Genomic DNA, 17,810 nt, shown 5'->3' with positions numbered 1-17,810 from the left:
GGGTCAGTTCCCTCTGACCCTGTTCTTCGAACATGCGTATTGCGTTGACAGCCCAAGTCATTGGCGACAGACTGGCGCACCTCATACGTATCTCTTTCCCCATGCTTCTGCGTCACGTCCTGCTGCTGATCCCGCTCACCTGCGTTTCTTTTCCATCCACTGCCAGTATTGCGACGCGAGCGCAGGCATCACCCAATGCGCTTCAGGCGTTGCGGCTGGCAGCCGAGGCGGGTGACAGCGAGGCCATGGTTGAGCTCGGATGGCGCTTGTTTGACGGACAAGGAGTCGCCAATGACGACACCGCTGCCGTCCTCTGGTTCCGCACTGCTGCCGAAAAAGGCAGTGCGGCCGGGATGTACGGGCTGGCGTGGTGTCAGAGCCTGGGCCGTGGGATGCCTGCCGACGAGGCAGCAGCGCTGGCACTGATGCACGAGGCGGCCGGCCTGGGCGATACCGATGCCCAGAATGAGTTGGGCAATACGCTATTTAAAAAAGGCAAAGATGCAGAAGCAAATGCGTGGTTTGCCAAGGCGGCTGCGCAGGGGCATACCTCTGCAATGTGGAATATGGGCCGCAGTTTGCTGCATGGCTGGGGCACCGATAGTGATCCGGTAGCTGGTCTCGCCTGGCTGCGCAAGTCGGCAGAATCCGGAAACAAGGTCGGCATGTACTACCTCGCGTATGCCCTCGCCGAGGGGACAGACGTTCCCAAGGATCATGTCGCCGCCCGGCACTGGTATCGCAGGAGCATGGAACTGGGCGATCCCGATGCCCGTTACGAGCTGGCCGAGATGCTTCTTGTCGGCCAGGGCGGCACCGCCGATCCTGCAGAAGCTTTGCGCCTGTACCGCGCTGGTGCGGCCGAGGACCACAGGAATTCCGTGTATGGCCTGGCGCTTGTCTATGTCGACGGCACAGGCGTCAAACAAGATACCGCCGAAGCCGAGCGCTGGCTTGCCAGAAGCATCGCGCTCGGGGATGCGCGCGGCATGGTAAGGCTGGGTCGCATGATGCTGGAAGGGGACGGGCGCACGATAGACAGGCAGGCCGCTGCGCAGCTTTTCCTGCGTGCGGCAGAGGCCGGTAGCGTTTCCGGCGCGTTCTGGATCGGATATTGCCTGGAACTGGGCAGTGGCCTGCCCAAGGACGAAGCGGCCGCGGCCGAGTGGTATCGCCGCGCCAGCGAGGGCGGGTCCGCATCCGCACGCAACTTTCTGCTCGCCATGCGTTTCGCAGGCAGGGGAGTGCCACGCGACCGCGCCGCTGCCGAAGCGGTCATCGAGACCGAGATCGCGGCAGGCAATGCGGCCGGCATGCTCGACCTGGCCAGCAAGATGCTGTCCCGTGAACAGGAGGCCGATGCTGCCTTCGTGGTCACGCGCGTCTACGCAGCACCTGCGCCTGCGGGCTCTCGCGAAAACCTTGCCTTTGCAGAAGCACTTGGGGTACTCGGGCGTGCCTACCACCGGCTTCAACGCGTTGCGCTGGCCACCTCCCACCTGCGTGCCCACCAGGCACTGCTCGAAACGCTGCCTGACACCACACCAGGGGAGCTCGCCACCGTCCAGAACTTGCTGGCGAGGATTGCGTTAGAAGAGGGCAGGTTCGACGAAGCGGAGGCTGGTTACCGACGCGCCCTGAGCGTTCGACTGGCAGCAAACGGCGAGCTGGACAACGACGTCGCAAACACCTACGGCGCACTGGCGAACTTGTACGTCTCACGCGATCAATTACCCCAGGCACTCGCCTACAGACGCAAGGCGGTCGCCATCATGGAGGCGCTGTCTGGCGCGGCATCGAGCGACGCCGCGGCGATGCGTGCCAATCTTGCACAGACCCTCTATGAAGCAGGGGAATATGCGCAAGCGCGCGCTTTGTTCGAAGAAGGCCTTGCGCAGCTTGAAGCACAGTTGGGCAACAACAATCCACGCATCCTTGTTCCCCTCGCCAACCTGGCTTACAACGAGCGAGCGGAGCACCGCTTCGATCGGGCAGAGCAACATTTCCGGCGCGTGCTGGAGCTGCGAAACGCAGAATTCGGCGACAGGCCGAACCACACCGTCGCCACTGCAATGAACGGCCTGGGCGGCGCGCTGACTGACGCGGGCAAGCTGAAGGAAGGGGAAGCGATGCTGCTGGCCGGTCTGGCCCTGCGCGAACAGCTGCTGGGGATGGCGCATTATGATCTCACTTACAGCCTGCACGAGCTTGGCCGCCTGTACATCGCACAGGGCCGCTACCAGGATGCGGACACGGCCCTCATGCGGGCGATGACGATCATAGCGGCGAACGTCGGCCAGGACCATTCCGGAGTAGCAACCATCCTCTACGAGCAGGGCCGCAGCCAGTTGGCGCAGGGACGCGAGGATAGTGCAGAAAAGACGTGGCAGCGCGCCCTGGCGATTCAAGTGCGCACCCGGCCGGGCCATCCCCATACTGCGCGCACGGGGGATGCGTTGGCGAACCTGTACCGTGCGGCCAGCGATGCCGCTGCGGCGCAAAAGGTAGAAGCTGACGTGGCTGCGGCAGCCCGGAAAGCGGTTGCTGCCGGGGCTGCCGCAATACCTGCTGGCTGACGGAAAACAGTGACTGTGGGCCGAAAGTACTCGCTTGAGTCAGTGCAGGAATCGTGCGCGGCGTATCGAATTTTCCTGTTCGTCCACCGTCATCTCCGGTGGTAGGATGCTGCTTTCGTTCAGAAGTCCAGAGGAAGCAATGACCATATTCGCCATGTCCGTTTTCGATGCAACCGTGATTTACGACGGCAAGGAACTCTTCAAGGGGCAGGGCGCCGCCACTGGCTGGGCCGAGAAGCTTGCGAAGGAGATCGAGAGCCGCGTCACCGTCGAAAAGATCGGCACCGGTTGGGCGCTGGTCGGCCGGGTCGACGGCGTGGATTGCCGTTGGGGCATCATGGGGCAGCGCCTCAAGCGGCTGGACTGATCACGATGCGTAGTTCAAACGGCGGCCTTGTCTACTCCACGGAAACGGGCCGCATGTGCCCGGCGTGCCGCCAGCCTGTGGCGCAGTGCACGTGCAAGGCAGGCGCCAGTGCCGCGCCAGTCGGCGACGGCAATGTGCGCGTGTCGTTGCAAAGTAAAGGGCGGGGCGGCAAGAGCGTCACGCTTGTCAAGGGCGTGGCGCTCGACGCGATGGCCCTGGCTGTGCTCGGCAAGCAATTGCGCACTGCCTGCGGCGCCGGCGGGACCGTCAAGGACGGCGTGATCGAAGTGCAGGGTGATCACTGCGACACCGTTCTGCAGGCACTGGCCAAACTCGGGCACCGGGCAAAGCGGGCCGGCGGCTGATGCCGGCCCAGGTACATCAGTAGTCGCGTGCGGCGCGCGTTGCCAGCGCCACCACGGCAATGCCTGCCGTAACGATCAGTGCATCTTCGATCAGGCCGCTGCGCGTCTGGCCCATTTTGGCGATCGCCTGCTTGCGGGCGGCCAGCGTGGCATACGCGAGTGGTACGGCGGTCGCGACTGCAACAGCAGCGCCTGCCTTTTCACGACCCTGTGGCGCCAGCGCCGCACCGGCGATGCCAGCGCTGGCAATGCGTGCCAGCAGACCCAGGAACACGGTGCGGTCCGGCGCCGACTTCATCTTGTCGCCGTACAGTTCACCGGCGCCCATGGCGAGTGCGCCGTACTTGAACAGCGGGCGATCCAGCAGCATGAGGTTACCCGACGTGTTGCGGCCGGCAAGGCGTGCGGCGGCAAGGGTGGCCATCGGGGTCATCGAGCGGGCGCTGGCGACGGCGCCGATCAGGGCGGAGGAGAGCAGGCTGGTAGATTTCATGTTTAGTCCTAAGCAAATGATGTTGTGCAATACGCTGTTGAACCGAATACAGGATTGATTCAGTTGCCTTATTTTTAACACAAAATTGAAATCCGGCCTGTTCTGTAAGGACGCTAGATGACGCGGCGCGGGGCCGCCGTGGCCAGGTCGCCGCTATTGGGCGTGCCAGTGCGCTCGATCAGCATGATCTGCGCTTCGTGGGGCGCACGGGGCCGGTGCCGCACGCCTTGCGGCACGACATACAACTGGCCCGGCCCCAGCGTTACGGTCGTGCCGTCGTCGAGATCGATCTCCAGACCGCCGGCGAGCACCAGGAAAAAATCGTCCGAATCGTCGTGCACATGCCAGTGGTAGTCGCCACGCAATTTGGCGACCATGACGTCGTGACCGTTGAACAGGCTGACCGTGCGCGGTTGCCAGGCTTCGGTGAACGTGGCCAGTTTACCGGCCAGGTCGATTGCAGCGCTCATGTGTTCTCCTGAAGTGAAAAAGTGAAAACGCCATGGTGCGCCTGGGGGCGGGCAGGGGTCTTGTACAATTGTTGCATGCATACTGCACCCGCCCGGCTAGTGAACGACACCACCTTTACGGCACTGGCCAGCGGCATCACGCTGATGCAGGCAAGCTTCACCGATCACGCGTTCGAGCGCCACAGCCACGATGGTTTCGCGATCGGCGTGACCACCGCCGGGGTGCAGCGGTTTCGCTGCAAGGGCGCGCAGTACGACAACCAGGTGGGCGACCTCGTCCTGTTCAATCCGGATGAAGACCATGATGGCAGCGCCGGCACGGCCGACGGGTTCCGCTATGCGATCTGGTATGTGCCGGACGCGTTCGTGGCAAGCTGCATCGCGCCCGAGGGCGAGCGCGCCGACGGCCGGTATTTCACCCGGCCATGCGTGACCGACCACCGGATGGCTGCGGCATTTGCGGAGCTGTCCATCAACCTGCTGGCGACGCCAGCCGAGTCGCTGCGGGCAGAAACGCTGCTGCGTGCGTTCCTTGGCACAATGCTGGCGCGCCATGGGGAGCGTCCCGGCGCGCCGGTTGCGCGGGCCGGGACATTCGCCACCGATCCGCGCATGGCGCAGGTCAGGGACTATATCCGCATGTACTTCCAGCGCGATATCACGGTGGCGGACCTGGCCGCTGTGGCCGGCATATCGCGCACGCATCTCACACGCGCGTTCAGCGCGGCGTATCACACGCCGCCGCACGTCTACCTCAATTCGGTGCGCGTCGCCCATGCCTGCACGCTGATCCGGGGCGGCATGCCGCTCGCGGCAGTGGCGCCCGAATGCGGCTTTGCCGACCAGAGTCACCTGACCCGGCGCTTCAAGGGCTGTGTCGGCGTGACTCCGTCAGGCTGGCGCGACAGGCTGCGGCGCTAGCGCGTCCGCTGCGCTACTCGCTGCGTTATCCGCTGCCTCGGCCGCTGCAGGCCGGATCGTCAGCGTCTGCGCAAAGTGCGCGATCAGCGCCGTTACCTTGGGCGCGTGCTGACGGCTGCGCTGCCACACCAGGTACAGCGGCAGGCCGGACGTGGACAGTTCGGGCAGGATTTTCACGAGCCTGCCGTCGCGCAACTGCTGCTCGACGAGCCAGGTCGCCAGCTGCGCGATGCCCAGTCCCATTTCCACTGCGGTCACCTGTGCCTCGGCCTGCCCCAGCACGATGCGGCTCTTTACGTGCTGGCGCGCCAGCGGCAGGTCGCCATCCTTGATCAGCCACGGACTCGTGCTGCCGTCGGCGCGACCGTACAGAATGGCGTCGTGGCCCGGTAACGCGTCCAGCGTCGCCGGCGCACCGTGCCGCGCCACATAGGCGGGCGAAGCGCAGAAGACGAGTTCTTCATCGCCCAGATGCTGGTAGCACAGCGCCGCCGGCCAGGTGTCCGAGCCGCCGATGCGCACCACCACGTCCAGGCCATCTTCGACCGGATCGACGAAGCGGTCGGTGAATGACGCATGCGGCTGCACCTGTGGATACTGCTCGGCAAACGCCAGCAGCGACCGCACGGCGTGCATGCGGCCGAAGGTGGCCGGCATGTCCACGCGCAGCCGGCCCGATGGGGCGATATGGTCGTGCGCCAGCAGGCGCTCGGCTGCTTCGAGTTCGTCCAGCACGCGCACGCAGACCTTGTAGAAGACGTTGCCGGCGTCCGTCATCTCGAGCTTGCGCGTGGTGCGGTCGAACAGCGGCCGTTTCAATCGCCCTTCGAGCCGGGCGATGGCCTTGCCGACCGCAGAGTTGGTCAGGTTGAGCCGGTCAGCGGCCGCCGTAAAACTGCCGGCGTCGGCAACAGCGACGAAGGTTTCAAGGCCTTTCAGGCGTTCTGCGGGTGTCATTGGCTTACTTCTGGAAATTTATTCCACATGATGCAGGAATTCTTATCCAACACGAGAATTTTTATCTTTTATATCATGTCAGACAACTATCCACAGGAGTTTTTTGCAATGCCCAATTCATCTACTACCACCGTCGACGCGATGGCCGACAAGCCCCAGGCTACCGGTGGCGCGTTGTCCATCACGATTCTTGCCATCGCCGCGTTCGTGATCGTCACCACCGAGTTCCTGATCGTGGGCCTGCTGCCGGCACTGGCACGCGACCTGTCCATCACGGTGGCCACGGCCGGCCAGCTGGTCACGCTGTTTGCCGTGGTCGTCATGGTATGCGGCCCGTTCCTGACGGCGTGGCTGGCCAATGTCGACCGCAAGAAGCTGTTCGTGGCCGTGCTGGTGCTGTTTGCAGCGACCAATGCGCTGGCGGCCGTCGCGCAAAATATCTGGGTGCTGGCGCTCGCGCGCCTGCTGCCGGCGCTGGCGCTGCCCGTGTTCTGGGGCACCGCAAGCGACACCGCAGCCCAGATCGCCGGGCCGGAAAAAGCCGGCCGCGCCGTCTCGACCGTATATCTCGGCATTTCGGCTGCGATGCTGTTTGGTATCCCGCTCGGGACGCTTGCGGCGGACGCGATCGGCTGGCGCGGCGCGTTTGGCCTGCTGGCCGCGCTGTCGCTGCTGGTGGCCGTGCTGATGTTCTTCAGCATGCCGACGGTGCGTGCGTCGCAACCGGTTGCCATGCGCGAACAGGCAAAGATTCTGAAAAGCCCGTTCTTCATGGCCAACGTCGCGCTGTCGATCCTGGTGTTTACCGCCATGTTCACGGGTTACACCTACCTGGCCGAGATGCTGGAAAAATCGGCCGGTGTGGCGCCGGCGCAGGTGGGCTGGTGGCTGATGGGCTTTGGCGCAGTGGGCCTGATCGGTAACTGGCTGGGTGGTCTCTGGGTCGACCAGAAACCGCTGGCCACCACCGCCATCTTCAGCCTCGTGCTGGCAGCCGGCATGGCCGCGTCGATGCTGTTCGCCGGACTGAGCATCGGGTTCGCCATCGCGCTGGGCGTGTGGGGCATTGCCAATACCGCGCTGTACCCGATCTGCCAGATCCGCGTGATGAAGGCGGCAACCGGCGCCCAGGCGCTGGCTGGCACCATCAATGTGTCGGCGGCCAACGGCGGCATCGCGCTGGGCGCCGTGATCGGTGGCGTTGCGGTGGCCAACTGGGGCGCGGGCAATGTCGGTTATGTGGCTGCGGGCATCGCCGTGCTGGCTGCGCTGGCGACTGGGCTGGTCGGGCGTATGACCCCGGCAGTCAAGGCATAACGCTCATGGCACTCGCACCCATTGGCCCGTTGCCGGCCGAACTGGCAAACCACGCCGGCTATCAGCGTATCTTCAAGCCGGGCAAGCTGACCTTCGGCTTCATCATGCCACTCGAAGGCTATCCGGATTCGCCGTTTCCGACGCTGGCCAATCACCAGACGATGGCGCGCATGGCCGACGAGGCGGGTTTTTCGACCCTGTGGCTGCGCGACGTGCCGTTCTACGATCCGAACTTCGGCGACACCGGCCAGGTGCTCGATCCGATGGTGTACATGGGCTTTCTGGCAGCGCACACGAGCCGCATCGCGCTGGGCACCGCCGGCATCGTGGCGACGCTGCGCGAGCCATTGATCGTGGCCAAGCAGGCGGTGTCGGTCGACCAGTTGCTGGGCGGGCGCCTGGTGCTGGGCCTGTCGACCGGCGACCGGCCGGTGGAATATCCGGCGTTTGGCCTGGATTTCGATAACCGCGGCGAGCGTTTTCGCGAAGCGTTCGGCCTGATCAAGACTGTGACCGAACAGGACTTTCCGCATGCGCGCACGGCGCACTACGGCAACCTTGATGGCGGCATCGACCTGGTGCCCAAGCCGGCGGCGCCGCGCCTGCCGATGATCGTCGTCGGTCGCGCGCGTCAGGAGATGGCGTGGATTGCCCGGCACAGCGACGGCTGGATCTGGCACCTGAGCGACTTTACCCGCCTGCCGCAACTGATCGAGGCATGGCGCGCCAGCCACGAGCCCGGACAGTGGGTGCGTCCGTACGGCTACGGCACGATGTTCGACCTGGCCGAGGACCCGCATGAACCCATGCGCTTCGTGCGCAATGGCATCCGTAGCGGCCGCCATGGGCTGGTCGAGCTGTTCTACCATCAGCAGGAACAAGGCGTGAGCCACGTGGCGCTGAACCTGAAGCCGCTGCGCCGGCCCGCGCAGGATGCGCTGGCCGAACTGGCGGAGCACGTGCTGCCACTGTTTAACGCCGACTGATTTTTTACTATTGTCTTTTAACGCACGATCAAGAAAAGGAATGTCATGACCATTGATTTCGACCGTAGCGATAACCTGCAACGCCCACCGATGGGCCAGACCCGCGATCCGATTACGCATCCACTGATCGTCACGGCGACCTTCGTCAGCCGTGTCGACAGCACGCCGCGGGGTGAGCGTCCGCAAGATGCCGGCTCGGCCAAAAGCAAGCACGGCAATGAGGTGCATCTGCCGAACTGGCGTCCCGGAGCGCTGGCGCTGGAAGGCAATGAAAACCTGGCGTTCGAGCACTGGGACGAATACTGGCGCAAGGTCCATGGCCCAAAATTTGCGTGGGATGAGCCGGGCAGTTCGTCCGAACGCGTGCTGCGCTACGATCAGGTGCACCGTATCGCATTGGGCCCGTCGTCGTTCTTCCCGCCACCGTACCGCGCGATGATTGGCGAGAACGGCAAGCTGCCGGCCGAGCCAGAAAAGTGCGTGCCGCCGTACGGGCGCCCGCGCTGGGATGGCCTGGCCTACATCACGTATGCCGAGCAGGACGATATCGAGCGCGTGCTGGGCCAGGAGAAATTTGCCGAGCGGATCATCGCCGATGAGCAGGTGGCGTTTCGCATGGTCACGCGTGAAATCACGCGCGAATACATCCTGATCCCGAGCGCGCGCCACCGCGATCCGGTCAGCCTGGTCAAGATCCACATGCGCAACCCCGACCTGTCGCGCGAAGAGTTCCAGCGCCGCCTGCTGGACGAGCACGCGCCGCTGGTCATGGGCCACTCGGCGACGACCGAGTTCGTGAAGCGCTACGCGGTGCTGCTCAATATCGGTTCGACCCAGAAGGACCCCGAAGGCGGCAAGATCGATGCCGTCTCGATCCTGTCGTTCGCGTCACTGAACGATGTCGAGGATTACCTGGTCAGCAACGACCACGAGGCGATCGCGCAATCCGAAGCGGCGCTGACCGGCGAAGGCTCGGAGTGGTGGACGGCGATTAACTACAGCGTCATGAATCGCCTGATGCCGGAAGTGGCCACCGAGCGCTGACCGGCTACGGTAGAATCACGCCAACGCCGGTCGCGCTGACCGGCGGTAACGTGATACGGGGATTTGCCATGGCCAAGAAGGAAGAAGAACTCGATGAAGAAACGCTGGCGTTCGTCAACTGGTGTATCGAGGTCGAGGGGTTTTTAGTCGCGGGCGGCGCGACCGTACGGCAGGCGCAAGACCATATCGAGGAAGAAATCGAATGGTTCACCGACCAGTTCTACGATTCGCTCACGCCTGAAGAGGCGGCCAAGGAAGCACTGGCGTAACGACAGTAGTGTCAATGAAAACAGGCCTGCACCGCGTGACCGCGTTGCAGGCCTGTTTGCTTGTGCCCGTTGCTCGTTGTCCGTCGCTCGTTGCTTGTTGCTGATTATGCGCGGGCGCCGGTGCGGCGGCGACGCAGTGCTGCGGCGCTCGCCAAGCCGGCGCCGAACAGCAGGGCGCTGGCCGGTTCCGGCACATCGACTGGTCCACCCGGTTCCGCGAGCACGACGCCTTCACCCGACAACGCAGTCAGGCCAGCAATGTCATTGTTTTCCCGGTCAAGGAAAATCACATCGGCGAACGACAGCGCGGACGTTCCCGCACCGATTGCTTCGAAGGTGATGCTGGCAAGCAGGCCGCTGCCAGTGGCGCCCGGGATGGGACCGATCAGGCTGCCGTACACGAAGTCGATGAACCCCGGTTCCATGCCGAGAACACCGCTGACCGTATTGCCCGCCGTGCCCAGGAACGCGCCTTCGGTCACGTTCAGCGCGCGCAGATAGCGCGCATCGTAGTTGATCGAGAACTGGTACGAGTACAGGTCGGCGATATCGTCGATCGCGATGTTGTACGTCACGGTCGAGCCGACTTGCGCGGCTGGGCCGGTAGAGAACGACAGGATGGGCGCGGCCCAGGCCTGGGTGCTGGCGCCCAGCAGGACGGCGGCGATGAAGTGCTTCCATTTGCTCATGGTGTGATCCTAAAGTTGAGTAGGCAATAAGTGTTCTGGCGGGCCGGATACGCTGATCCGGCCCGCCGCTTGGATCAGTTGCAGACCGTGCCGGCTGGCACGCGCGGCGTGACGATGTTCAGGTCGCGGATATTGACGATGCCGTCGCTGTTGACGTCGGCGCGCGGATCGAACCCGGCCTGGCCGGTGCGCTTGTTCAGCGCTGCACGCACCACCGCCACGTCGGCGCAATCGACCACGCCGTCACCGGTCACGTCACCCACGACCGGCGCGTTCGCGAGCGTGAAGTTGGCGTCCGAGACGTCGAAGAACACATTGCCCACGGCCTCGATCTTGATGCGGCCCTGCGTCGTTGGCAGTGCCGGGAACGTGACGCTGGCGCTGCCCGTGTTCGGCACGCTCGCCGCCAGCAGGTGTGGCCAGGTCGCGCCGCCGTCGGTCGACAGCGTGATCTTCACGTTGGCGGCGCTCACTGGCGCTGCATTCGTGTTGGCCACGCTCCAGGTCACGGTCTGCGGGCCGGCGTTGATGGTGGCCGCCGTGTTGGGCGACGTGACCAGGAACGGACCGGCCGCAGGCGCCAGCACCAGCGTCGTGGTGGCGCTGTTGACGCCGCCACGGCCGTCACGCGCCGTCAGCTTGAAGTTCAGCGACGCCGGCGCGGCGTTGGCCCCGAAGCCCACGTAGGCGGCCGTTGGCAGGAACTCCGAGAAGCAATCGATCTGCGCAGCCGTCAGCGGTGTGCTGGCCGTCGGGCAGGCGCCGGTGACGGCATTGGTGTTGTTGGCCAGGATTTGCGCCATGTCCGGGAACACGCGGGTCGGATCGGTAGTCACCTGGTTCTGGCCTGGCGATCCGTACTCGAGCGTCCCGGCGCTGGTCACGATGGCACGCGTGCCGAATTGGCGGAACAACGGGCCGTTGAGCTTGACGTTATCGATCAGCGAGGTACCGGCGCTGCCGCCCCGGTCGTTCTGCTCCCACATATATGTCACGGTATCGTCGTCGCCATCGACGGCGCTGCCGGTCAGGGCAAATGGTGTGCGTACCGGGATCGTGAAGGTCGGGGTCACGGTGACGCTCGGCGCCGAATTGGTCGTGCCCGCCACGCTGCCGCCGCGGTTGGTCAGGCCGCCGCGTGCGACTTCACCGATGAAGCCGGCGCCACCGCCGGTGACATTGCTCACCATCAGTGAAGGTACGTTGGTGCCGGCGAGCGTGCCGTTGAACGTCACGGTGAAAGCCGTGTCGGACAGTCCGGTGACTGACACGGTGGCGCCGCTTGGCCAGCCGGCGATGCCTTCGATGGCCGCCTTGACACCAGCAGTAGTGTAGTTGGCGCCGCGTACGATCGGGGCCGACAGGTTGCCGTTATAGCTCAGCTGGAACTGCTGGCCGGCGGCGGTAAAGCCGGTCAGGGCGCCTACCTGCACTTCGTTGATGGCGATATCGGCGCCCGATGTGTAGGCCACGATCTCGTCGAAGCTGCGCTGCGACCAGTATGGATCGCTGTGCGGCTGCAGGTTGTCGACGCCGCAGATGCCGGCGTACGCCATGATCGACGAGCCACTGCCCGGTTCGACCGAGGTGGTGGCGCTGCGGTTGCCGCCACTGCAGCTGCCTACCGTGCCATTGAAGGTATGGTTGCCCGAGAACTGGTGACCCAGTTCGTGTGCGACGTAGTCGACGGCGAAGAAGTCGCCAGTCGGGGTCGGGATGCCCGTGCAACCCTGGGCCTTGGCACTGCCGCCCACGACACCCAGGCTGGCGACGCCGCCGCCGTTCAGGCCAAAGGCGATGTGGCCGACGTCGAAGTTGCTGGCACCCGCCAGCAGGCCGGTGACGATCCGGTTACGGGTCAGGGTGCCGCTCGTGCAGCCCGATGCCTGGGCCGGCGTGTAGCAGGCCGCGCCGCCGCAGGGACCGTTGGTGCCGGTCATCTGCTCGGGAGTATTCAGGTTGAGCGCATCGGTGGCGTCGATCAGCACCAGGCTGATCGAGGTTTCGTCCTCATAGACCTGGGTCACACGGTTGATCAGCGTGACCTTGGCGGCAGTGACGTTGGCAGGGCCGAAGTAGGTGGCGTAGCTCGGGTCGGTCACCAGCGCCAGGCGGTAGGTGCGCAGCGCGCTGCCGACGACGGCATTGGCCGCCATGCTGGCATCGACCACGCGGTAGGGCGCGCTGGTGCTGTTGCTGCCGTCAGTGGCGGTAATGTCGAACGCGCCCTGGCGCGCTGCGGCGGCCGGCAGCGTCACGCTGATCGCGCCGTTCTTGTCGGCGGTAGCTGTGGCATTGTGCAGCGCCACGCCATCGCCATCGGCCGCAATGTTCAGGCTGACGCTGGCACCCGGGGCAAAGCCCGCACCGGTCACCACGACGCTGTCGCCTTCCTGGTAGAACGAGCGCGACAGGCTCAGCTGCGGCTCGATGGCGCCTTCGATCAGCGGACCACGCGGGTTGATCAGGTCGGCGCGCGTGTAGCTGGCGTAGATGCTGGTGTCATTGCGGTAGTACGGATCGACATACCAGCCACCGTCCGGCGAACGGACCGATGCGTGCAGGCCAAGCTGCGTGATGTCCATGCGCAGCGTGGCGCGCGGATCGTCGACGCCCTTGCCGCGGTAGGTCTTGATGTCGGGGTGCCTGGCAGCCAGGCCGGGCTCCATGACGGGCGACTCTTCGAGCGTGAAGCGCTGGTAGCCGCCGTCCGGATGCGGCAGCGAGATGGTCAGGCTGCTCGTCGAAAGGTCGCCCGCACGCGCCATCGGCGCTTCCCGGGCAACGCCCCGGATGCCGGCCAGGTCGAGGCTGGCGGCGCGCACCCGGCGCAGTTGCAGGGCGGGGGTTTTGGCGCTGGAAGTGCGTGCAGTCGTCGATGCAGCTGGCACGGTCACGTCTTGCCAGAATGCGGCCGCGCGCTGGTTCTGCACCTGGACCGGGCCGACCTGCGCCGCCAGCACGGATGGGGTGCCGACGACCAGGGCCAGCGCGACGCAGAGCGCGAGCGAACCTTTCTTCAGTGGTGCAGCGTGCAGCTGGCGTGGCTTGCCGTGATACGGCGAGCTCAAAGGCTTCGTTCTCATGCGTAATCCTTTCGCGACTGGTAGAAGTGTGACGTTGTGGTAAGCGTTGATGGGTCTTCCGGAGCTTCCTTGTGTTGCCAGCGATGCGTTGCACACCGAACTTCACGATGCAAAGAATGCAATGCGAGCACATTGATATTATTGCTGCCTTGATATTGAACGCAAGTAAATACTTTCTTGTTGTAATCTTGTCGAAATAATTGAATTGGTGAATGATGACGCTGGCGCAGGGCGTTTTATCATGCTAAATATGCACGCTTATTCCCGCTGCATACTTGTTGATAGATAAAGGTTGAAACAAAAAAATGCCCCGCAAACTACACGGGGCATGCATCGGTTCTGTGGTGGCGATATTACTTGTCGTTCACCGTAAATTCGCCGTATGGCGCCAGCTGCGCATCGAGCCTGGATGGATCGCCGACAATCACGATCGACTGGTTCTCGGGCGCAAAATACTTCTGCGCCACCGCACGCACCTGCTGCGGCGTGACCTTGCGGATCAGCGGCACATAGTCGCCCAGGAACTCGGGCGGCAAACCGACCAGCCAGTTCGCGGCCAGCGTGTTGGCCACCGAACGCTGCAACTGGTTATTCAGCAGGTAGCCGCCGGCGACATAGCGCTTGTTCATGTCCATCTCGGCCGTCGTGACCAGTTCGCTGCCCAGGCGCTTGTACTCCTTGAAGTATTCGGCCAGCGCCGCGCCCGTCACTTCATTGCGCACGTCCGCGCCGCCGACCATCATGCCGCCCGCGCGGCTCATGCGCGCCCCGGCCGAGGCGCCATACGTATAGCCTTTTTCTTCGCGCAGATTGGTATTGATCCGGCTCGAGAAGCCGCCGCCGATGATGGTGCTGGTCAGGCGCAGCGGGATCTGGTCGGCGGCGCTGGCCGCGATGCCAGGGCTGCCCACGCGCAGCGTCGACTGCACGCTGCCGTCGCGCTTGAGCAGGATGCGCGACGGCTTCACGTTCGTGGCGACGGCGGGCGTGTCCGGCAATGCCGCGCCGCTGGCCTTCCAGTCGCCAAACGCGGCCTGCGCCAGCTTCATTGCTTTTGCTTCGGTGATGCGGCCGGTGATGACCAGCAGCGCGCGGTCCGGACGGAAGCGCTTCGCGTGTTCGGTACGCAGCAGCGCGGCGTTCACGGCATTGATCGACTCGGCCGTTGGATCGGTGCGGCTGTACGGATGGTCGAGGTAGACGGCTTTCTTGATCGCGCGCTCGGCGCGGAAACCCGGCTGGGTTTCCGCCACGCGCAGCGCCTGCAGCGCATTGGCTTTCGCCAGCGCCACTTCGTTCTCGGGGAACGACGGCTGGCGCGCGATCTCGGCCATCAGGTCCAGCATGCCGCCCGCCTGCGAGGCGACGGCGTTGGCCGACAGGATGATGCCGTCGGAAGCCGGACTGGCGGCCACTTCGCCGCCCATGCCTTGCGCCGCTTCGGCAATCGCGCGCGAATCGCGTTTGGCCGTGCCTTCGTTGAGCATCCCCGCGAGCATCGCCGCAAAGCCGGCCTGGGCCGGGGCGTCGGCAGCGAAGCCGGCGCCGCGCAGCGCCAGCACGAAGTCCACGCGGGGCAAGCCCTGGCGTGGCACGACCCAGACGGTCAGGCCGTTGGCCAGCGTCTGCTTGCCGATCTTCGGCGCGGGAATCGATTTTTCCTGGCCGTAGGCAGGCATGCCATTTGGCGCCCTGGTTTGTGCATGCAGCGGCGGCGCGAACGCCAGCGAGACGGCAAGCGCGAGCATCAATTTGTTCATGAGGCGCTCCTTATTTGATGGCGCCGGCAGGCGCACTGTTGGCAGGGGTGGCAGCGGTCCGCGCGGCCTCGATCATGGCGGCCGGCTTGCGGTCGATGACGGTGCGGTTGGCCGGCACGAGATAGGTCTTGACGACGCGCTGGATGTCGCTCGAGGTCACGCCATCGATCCAGCCCGGAATCTTGTTGACGACATTGGCGTCGCCCCACAGCACCTGCAGCTTGGCCATCGTGTCGGCGCGGTTGACGAAGCTTTCCAGCTTGTTGTTCCAGTCGGCCAGCATGCGCGTCTTGACGCGCTTGAGCGTGGCGTCATCGACGCCGTCTTTTGCCACCTTGGTGATCTCTTCATCCATGGCCTTGAGAATCGCGTCCGCGCTGCTGTCGGGTTTGTACAGCGCATGCACGGTCATCAGGGTAGGACCGTTGTATTCCCACGGGCTGGTCAGACCAAACAGGATGTCGACGTTCAGTGCGATCTCGCGGCCCTTGACCAGGCCCTGGTAGAACAGCGACGCATCGCCGCCGCCCAGCAGTTCGGCCAGCACGGCGATTGGCGCCTGGTCGCGGCTGCCGCGCTCGGGCACCTTCCAGGCCGCCGCGATCGCCGGCACCTGGGCCAGTGCGTCGCTTTGCTGCAGGCGTTTTTCGGCCGTGTTCAGGGGCTCGCTGAAATCGGTTCCTTTCGGTACCGGCCGCGCAGGAATGGCGCCGAAGTATTTCTGGGCCAGCGCGAAGCCCTGCTGTGGCGTGATGTCGCCGGCGATGGCCAGCACTGCGTTGTTCGGGCCGTAATAGTCGCTGTGGAACGCGCGCACGTCGTCCAGGCTGGCGTTTTCCAGGTCTTCGAAGCTGCCGTAGCCGTCGTGGTTGTTTTCCCATTTCTGGAATGCGTGCTGGCTGATGTCGATCCACATGAAGCCGCCATACGGCTGGTTCTTCACATTGACGCGGATTTCTTCTTTCACGACATCCTGCTGGTTCTTCAGCGTGGTTGCGTTGAAGTCGAGCGTCTTCATGCGGTCCGCTTCCAGCCACAGGATCGGCTCGAGCGCCGAGCTTGGCACGGTCTCGATGTAGTTGGTGAAGTCGGGCCGGGTCGAACCATTGTTCCAGCCGCCGCCGCCCGTGATCGTTGTATCGAAGACACCCTTTGGCGCATTCGGCGTGCCCTGGAACATCAGGTGTTCGAACAGGTGCGCAAAGCCCGTGCGGTTCTTCGGCTCGAGGCGCATGCCGACGTGGTAGACGACCGAGACGCCGACGGTCGGCGAGGTGCGGTCTTCCGACACGATCACGGTCAGGCCGTTGTCGAGTTTTTTCATATTGACCGGCAAGGTCCACCCGTCGGCCGGTGCGGCAAATGCCGACATCGACAGGGTGAACCCGGCCAGCAGGGCGGGATAGTGGCGCATGCGCATGGGGACCTCGAAATGGATCGCAATGAAATGGGTATCACCGGGGCGGGGTGCGCCACCGGCGAAACATCTTAGCGCAATGGCATGCTTTAAAAGAATGTTTTTGTTGTGCCAGCGCAGGGTGATGCGGGGTCATGCGTGCTGCATCGGCCCCCGCCGTTCTGACCGAAACCGCCACCGCTGCGCAGTTCGGATGCCGTTTTTTGCAGTTCATCGCACACCGGGCGGGAGCGCTTGCGTTTCGGGCTATAGTTTCATCCTGACAAGTTCCGGCATTGGTTCGGGTCGCAACATACCGGAGAACCTCGATGAATCACCTTTTCAAGCTGGGCGCCGTGGCGGCCTTGTTGGGCGCCACCGCGGGCCTCGTGCGCGCCGCGCCGGACACGGCCAGTGAGACGCGGCCCATCGATGCGCAAGTCGTGCGCGTGACGCTCGAAGGGGTCGGAGATCTGGTCATCCGCCAGGGCGCAACGGCCACACTGGTGCTGACGGGCGACGCGCGCCTGCTGTCGCGCACGACCACCACGCAGCGCGGCGACACGCTCAATATCGAGACCGAAGGCCGCCGCGGGGGCTTCAACTTCGGCCGTTCGTCGGGCATCCAGGCCGAACTCGTGCTGCCAAACCTGCGCGCCGTATCGTCCGAAAGTATCGGCGCCACCACGGTCAGCGGCTTTGCCGGCCAGTCACTGGACATCAATCTCGATGGCGCCGGGTCAATGTCGGTATCATCATCGAATTATCGTTTCATCACCGCCAACCTGGGCGGTGTAGGCAACCTCAAGATCCACGGGATCGACAGCGAGGGCATCGACCTGAACCTGGGCGGCGCCGGCTTCGTGACACTGACCGGCCGCAGCAAACGCCTGAAGGCCGAGCTGGGCGGCCTGGGCGGGCTCGATGCGCAGGGCTGCAGCGTCGACTCGGTCGCGCTCGATCTGTCGGGACTTGGCAATGCCACCGTGAATGTGCGCCAGAGTATCAATGTATCGCTGTCTGGCATGGGATCGGTGACGGTACTGGGCAAGCCGGTCAACCGCAAGGTCGCGCTCGACGGGCTGGGCAAGGTCAACTGGAAATGACGGACGCG

The 17,810-nt window shown here is 64.4% G+C and carries 16 protein-coding genes; 9 read left to right on the top strand and 7 right to left on the bottom strand.

Annotation, left to right across the window (positions count from 1 at the left end; all coding sequences use genetic code 11):
- Positions 1-101: 101 nt before the first annotated feature.
- The 3 genes from AC56LV_RS09740 to AC56LV_RS09730 all read left to right on the top strand — a co-directional run bounded on the left by AC56LV_RS09740 (position 102) and on the right by AC56LV_RS09730 (position 3,308).
- Positions 102-2,576: a tetratricopeptide repeat protein gene (locus AC56LV_RS09740; protein WP_499557224.1), complete on the top strand. Its 2,475-nt coding sequence runs from the start codon at positions 102-104 to the stop codon at positions 2,574-2,576.
- 139 nt (positions 2,577-2,715) lie between these two features.
- Complete coding sequence (locus AC56LV_RS09735; protein ID WP_183557602.1) at positions 2,716-2,943, top strand: hypothetical protein; 228 nt, start codon at positions 2,716-2,718, stop codon at positions 2,941-2,943.
- A gap of 5 nt (positions 2,944-2,948) precedes the next feature.
- A complete protein-coding gene (locus AC56LV_RS09730; protein ID WP_499557222.1) occupies positions 2,949-3,308 on the top strand; it encodes a translation initiation factor Sui1 in 360 nt (119 codons plus the stop codon).
- Between the two features lie 16 nt (positions 3,309-3,324).
- Here AC56LV_RS09730 and AC56LV_RS09725 read toward each other — a convergent pair whose 3' ends face one another.
- Both AC56LV_RS09725 and AC56LV_RS09720 read right to left on the bottom strand, forming a co-directional pair.
- Positions 3,325-3,801 (bottom strand): hypothetical protein, encoded by a 477-nt coding sequence (locus AC56LV_RS09725; RefSeq protein ID WP_499557220.1) that lies wholly within the window; start codon positions 3,799-3,801, stop codon positions 3,325-3,327.
- A 113-nt stretch (positions 3,802-3,914) separates the two neighbouring features.
- Positions 3,915-4,271 carry a cupin domain-containing protein gene (locus AC56LV_RS09720; RefSeq protein ID WP_499557218.1) on the bottom strand — a complete coding sequence of 119 codons (357 nt, stop codon included), beginning with the start codon at positions 4,269-4,271 and terminating at the stop codon, positions 3,915-3,917.
- Positions 4,272-4,346: 75 nt separating this feature from the next.
- On the opposite strand from AC56LV_RS09720, the gene AC56LV_RS09715 reads away from it, so the two are divergent.
- Positions 4,347-5,192 carry an AraC family transcriptional regulator gene (locus AC56LV_RS09715; RefSeq protein ID WP_499557216.1) on the top strand — a complete coding sequence of 282 codons (846 nt, stop codon included), beginning with the start codon at positions 4,347-4,349 and terminating at the stop codon, positions 5,190-5,192.
- Here AC56LV_RS09715 and AC56LV_RS09710 read toward each other — a convergent pair.
- Positions 5,163-6,149, bottom strand: coding sequence for a LysR family transcriptional regulator (locus AC56LV_RS09710; RefSeq protein WP_499557214.1), 987 nt, complete (start codon positions 6,147-6,149; stop codon positions 5,163-5,165). The two genes, AC56LV_RS09715 and AC56LV_RS09710, sit on opposite strands and share 30 nt — an antisense overlap.
- A gap of 141 nt (positions 6,150-6,290) precedes the next feature.
- Here AC56LV_RS09710 and AC56LV_RS09705 point away from each other — a divergent pair, with 141 nt between their 5' ends.
- The 4 genes from AC56LV_RS09705 (at position 6,291) to AC56LV_RS09690 (ending at position 9,765) form a co-directional block, all read left to right on the top strand.
- Positions 6,291-7,466 carry an MFS transporter gene (locus tag AC56LV_RS09705; RefSeq protein ID WP_499557994.1) on the top strand — a complete coding sequence of 392 codons (1,176 nt, stop codon included), beginning with the start codon at positions 6,291-6,293 and terminating at the stop codon, positions 7,464-7,466.
- A 5-nt stretch (positions 7,467-7,471) separates the two neighbouring features.
- Positions 7,472-8,452, top strand: a complete 981-nt coding sequence (locus AC56LV_RS09700; protein ID WP_499557212.1) for an LLM class oxidoreductase — start codon at positions 7,472-7,474, stop codon at positions 8,450-8,452.
- 45 nt (positions 8,453-8,497) lie between these two features.
- Positions 8,498-9,496, top strand: a complete 999-nt coding sequence (locus AC56LV_RS09695) for an EthD domain-containing protein (protein ID WP_499557210.1) — start codon at positions 8,498-8,500, stop codon at positions 9,494-9,496.
- 68 nt (positions 9,497-9,564) lie between these two features.
- Positions 9,565-9,765, top strand: coding sequence for a globin family protein (locus AC56LV_RS09690; protein ID WP_183557631.1), 201 nt, complete (start codon positions 9,565-9,567; stop codon positions 9,763-9,765).
- Between the two features lie 104 nt (positions 9,766-9,869).
- Here the strand turns inward: AC56LV_RS09690 and AC56LV_RS09685 are convergent, their stop codons facing one another.
- From AC56LV_RS09685 to AC56LV_RS09670, 4 genes are all read right to left on the bottom strand, one after another.
- The gene (locus AC56LV_RS09685; protein WP_499557208.1) at positions 9,870-10,454 is read right to left on the bottom strand and encodes a cohesin domain-containing protein; all 585 of its coding nucleotides are present in this window, start codon (positions 10,452-10,454) and stop codon (positions 9,870-9,872) included.
- 74 nt (positions 10,455-10,528) lie between these two features.
- Entirely contained in the window at positions 10,529-13,540 is a 3,012-nt protein-coding gene (locus AC56LV_RS09680) for a reprolysin-like metallopeptidase (RefSeq protein ID WP_499557206.1), read from the bottom strand.
- A gap of 353 nt (positions 13,541-13,893) precedes the next feature.
- On the bottom strand, positions 13,894-15,300 hold the full coding sequence (locus AC56LV_RS09675) for a M16 family metallopeptidase (protein ID WP_499557204.1): 1,407 nt from the start codon (positions 15,298-15,300) through the stop codon (positions 13,894-13,896).
- Between the two features lie 10 nt (positions 15,301-15,310).
- Positions 15,311-16,720: a M16 family metallopeptidase gene (locus AC56LV_RS09670; protein ID WP_499557202.1), complete on the bottom strand. Its 1,410-nt coding sequence runs from the start codon at positions 16,718-16,720 to the stop codon at positions 15,311-15,313.
- A 305-nt stretch (positions 16,721-17,025) separates the two neighbouring features.
- Here AC56LV_RS09670 and AC56LV_RS09665 point away from each other — a divergent pair, with 305 nt between their 5' ends.
- Positions 17,026-17,802, top strand: a complete 777-nt coding sequence (locus AC56LV_RS09665; RefSeq protein WP_499557200.1) for a GIN domain-containing protein — start codon at positions 17,026-17,028, stop codon at positions 17,800-17,802.
- Positions 17,803-17,810 lie beyond the last annotated feature (8 nt).

This window comes from Telluria sp. RB2R28 (assembly GCF_059685835.1).
The sequence above is the reverse complement of the archived record's forward strand: the minus strand, read 5'-3'. Positions and strand labels throughout refer to the sequence as shown.

What these genes read in the sequence shown, in the direction of transcription:
- AC56LV_RS09685 (WP_499557208.1), bottom strand. Translation starts at nt 10,454, where the DNA reads ATGAGCAAATGGAAGCACTTCATCGCCGCCGTCCTGCTGGGCGCCAGC.
- AC56LV_RS09690 (WP_183557631.1), top strand. Translation starts at nt 9,565, where the DNA reads ATGGCCAAGAAGGAAGAAGAACTCGATGAAGAAACGCTGGCGTTCGTC.
- AC56LV_RS09735 (WP_183557602.1), top strand. Translation starts at nt 2,716, where the DNA reads ATGACCATATTCGCCATGTCCGTTTTCGATGCAACCGTGATTTACGAC.
- AC56LV_RS09725 (WP_499557220.1), bottom strand. Translation starts at nt 3,801, where the DNA reads ATGAAATCTACCAGCCTGCTCTCCTCCGCCCTGATCGGCGCCGTCGCC.
- AC56LV_RS09695 (WP_499557210.1), top strand. Translation starts at nt 8,498, where the DNA reads ATGACCATTGATTTCGACCGTAGCGATAACCTGCAACGCCCACCGATG.
- AC56LV_RS09730 (WP_499557222.1), top strand. Translation starts at nt 2,949, where the DNA reads ATGCGTAGTTCAAACGGCGGCCTTGTCTACTCCACGGAAACGGGCCGC.
- AC56LV_RS09705 (WP_499557994.1), top strand. Translation starts at nt 6,291, where the DNA reads ATGGCCGACAAGCCCCAGGCTACCGGTGGCGCGTTGTCCATCACGATT.
- AC56LV_RS09700 (WP_499557212.1), top strand. Translation starts at nt 7,472, where the DNA reads ATGGCACTCGCACCCATTGGCCCGTTGCCGGCCGAACTGGCAAACCAC.
- AC56LV_RS09665 (WP_499557200.1), top strand. Translation starts at nt 17,026, where the DNA reads ATGAATCACCTTTTCAAGCTGGGCGCCGTGGCGGCCTTGTTGGGCGCC.
- AC56LV_RS09670 (WP_499557202.1), bottom strand. Translation starts at nt 16,720, where the DNA reads ATGCGCATGCGCCACTATCCCGCCCTGCTGGCCGGGTTCACCCTGTCG.
- AC56LV_RS09710 (WP_499557214.1), bottom strand. Translation starts at nt 6,149, where the DNA reads ATGACACCCGCAGAACGCCTGAAAGGCCTTGAAACCTTCGTCGCTGTT.
- AC56LV_RS09740 (WP_499557224.1), top strand. Translation starts at nt 102, where the DNA reads ATGCTTCTGCGTCACGTCCTGCTGCTGATCCCGCTCACCTGCGTTTCT.
- AC56LV_RS09680 (WP_499557206.1), bottom strand. Translation starts at nt 13,540, where the DNA reads ATGAGAACGAAGCCTTTGAGCTCGCCGTATCACGGCAAGCCACGCCAG.
- AC56LV_RS09715 (WP_499557216.1), top strand. Translation starts at nt 4,347, where the DNA reads ATGCATACTGCACCCGCCCGGCTAGTGAACGACACCACCTTTACGGCA.
- AC56LV_RS09675 (WP_499557204.1), bottom strand. Translation starts at nt 15,300, where the DNA reads ATGAACAAATTGATGCTCGCGCTTGCCGTCTCGCTGGCGTTCGCGCCG.
- AC56LV_RS09720 (WP_499557218.1), bottom strand. Translation starts at nt 4,271, where the DNA reads ATGAGCGCTGCAATCGACCTGGCCGGTAAACTGGCCACGTTCACCGAA.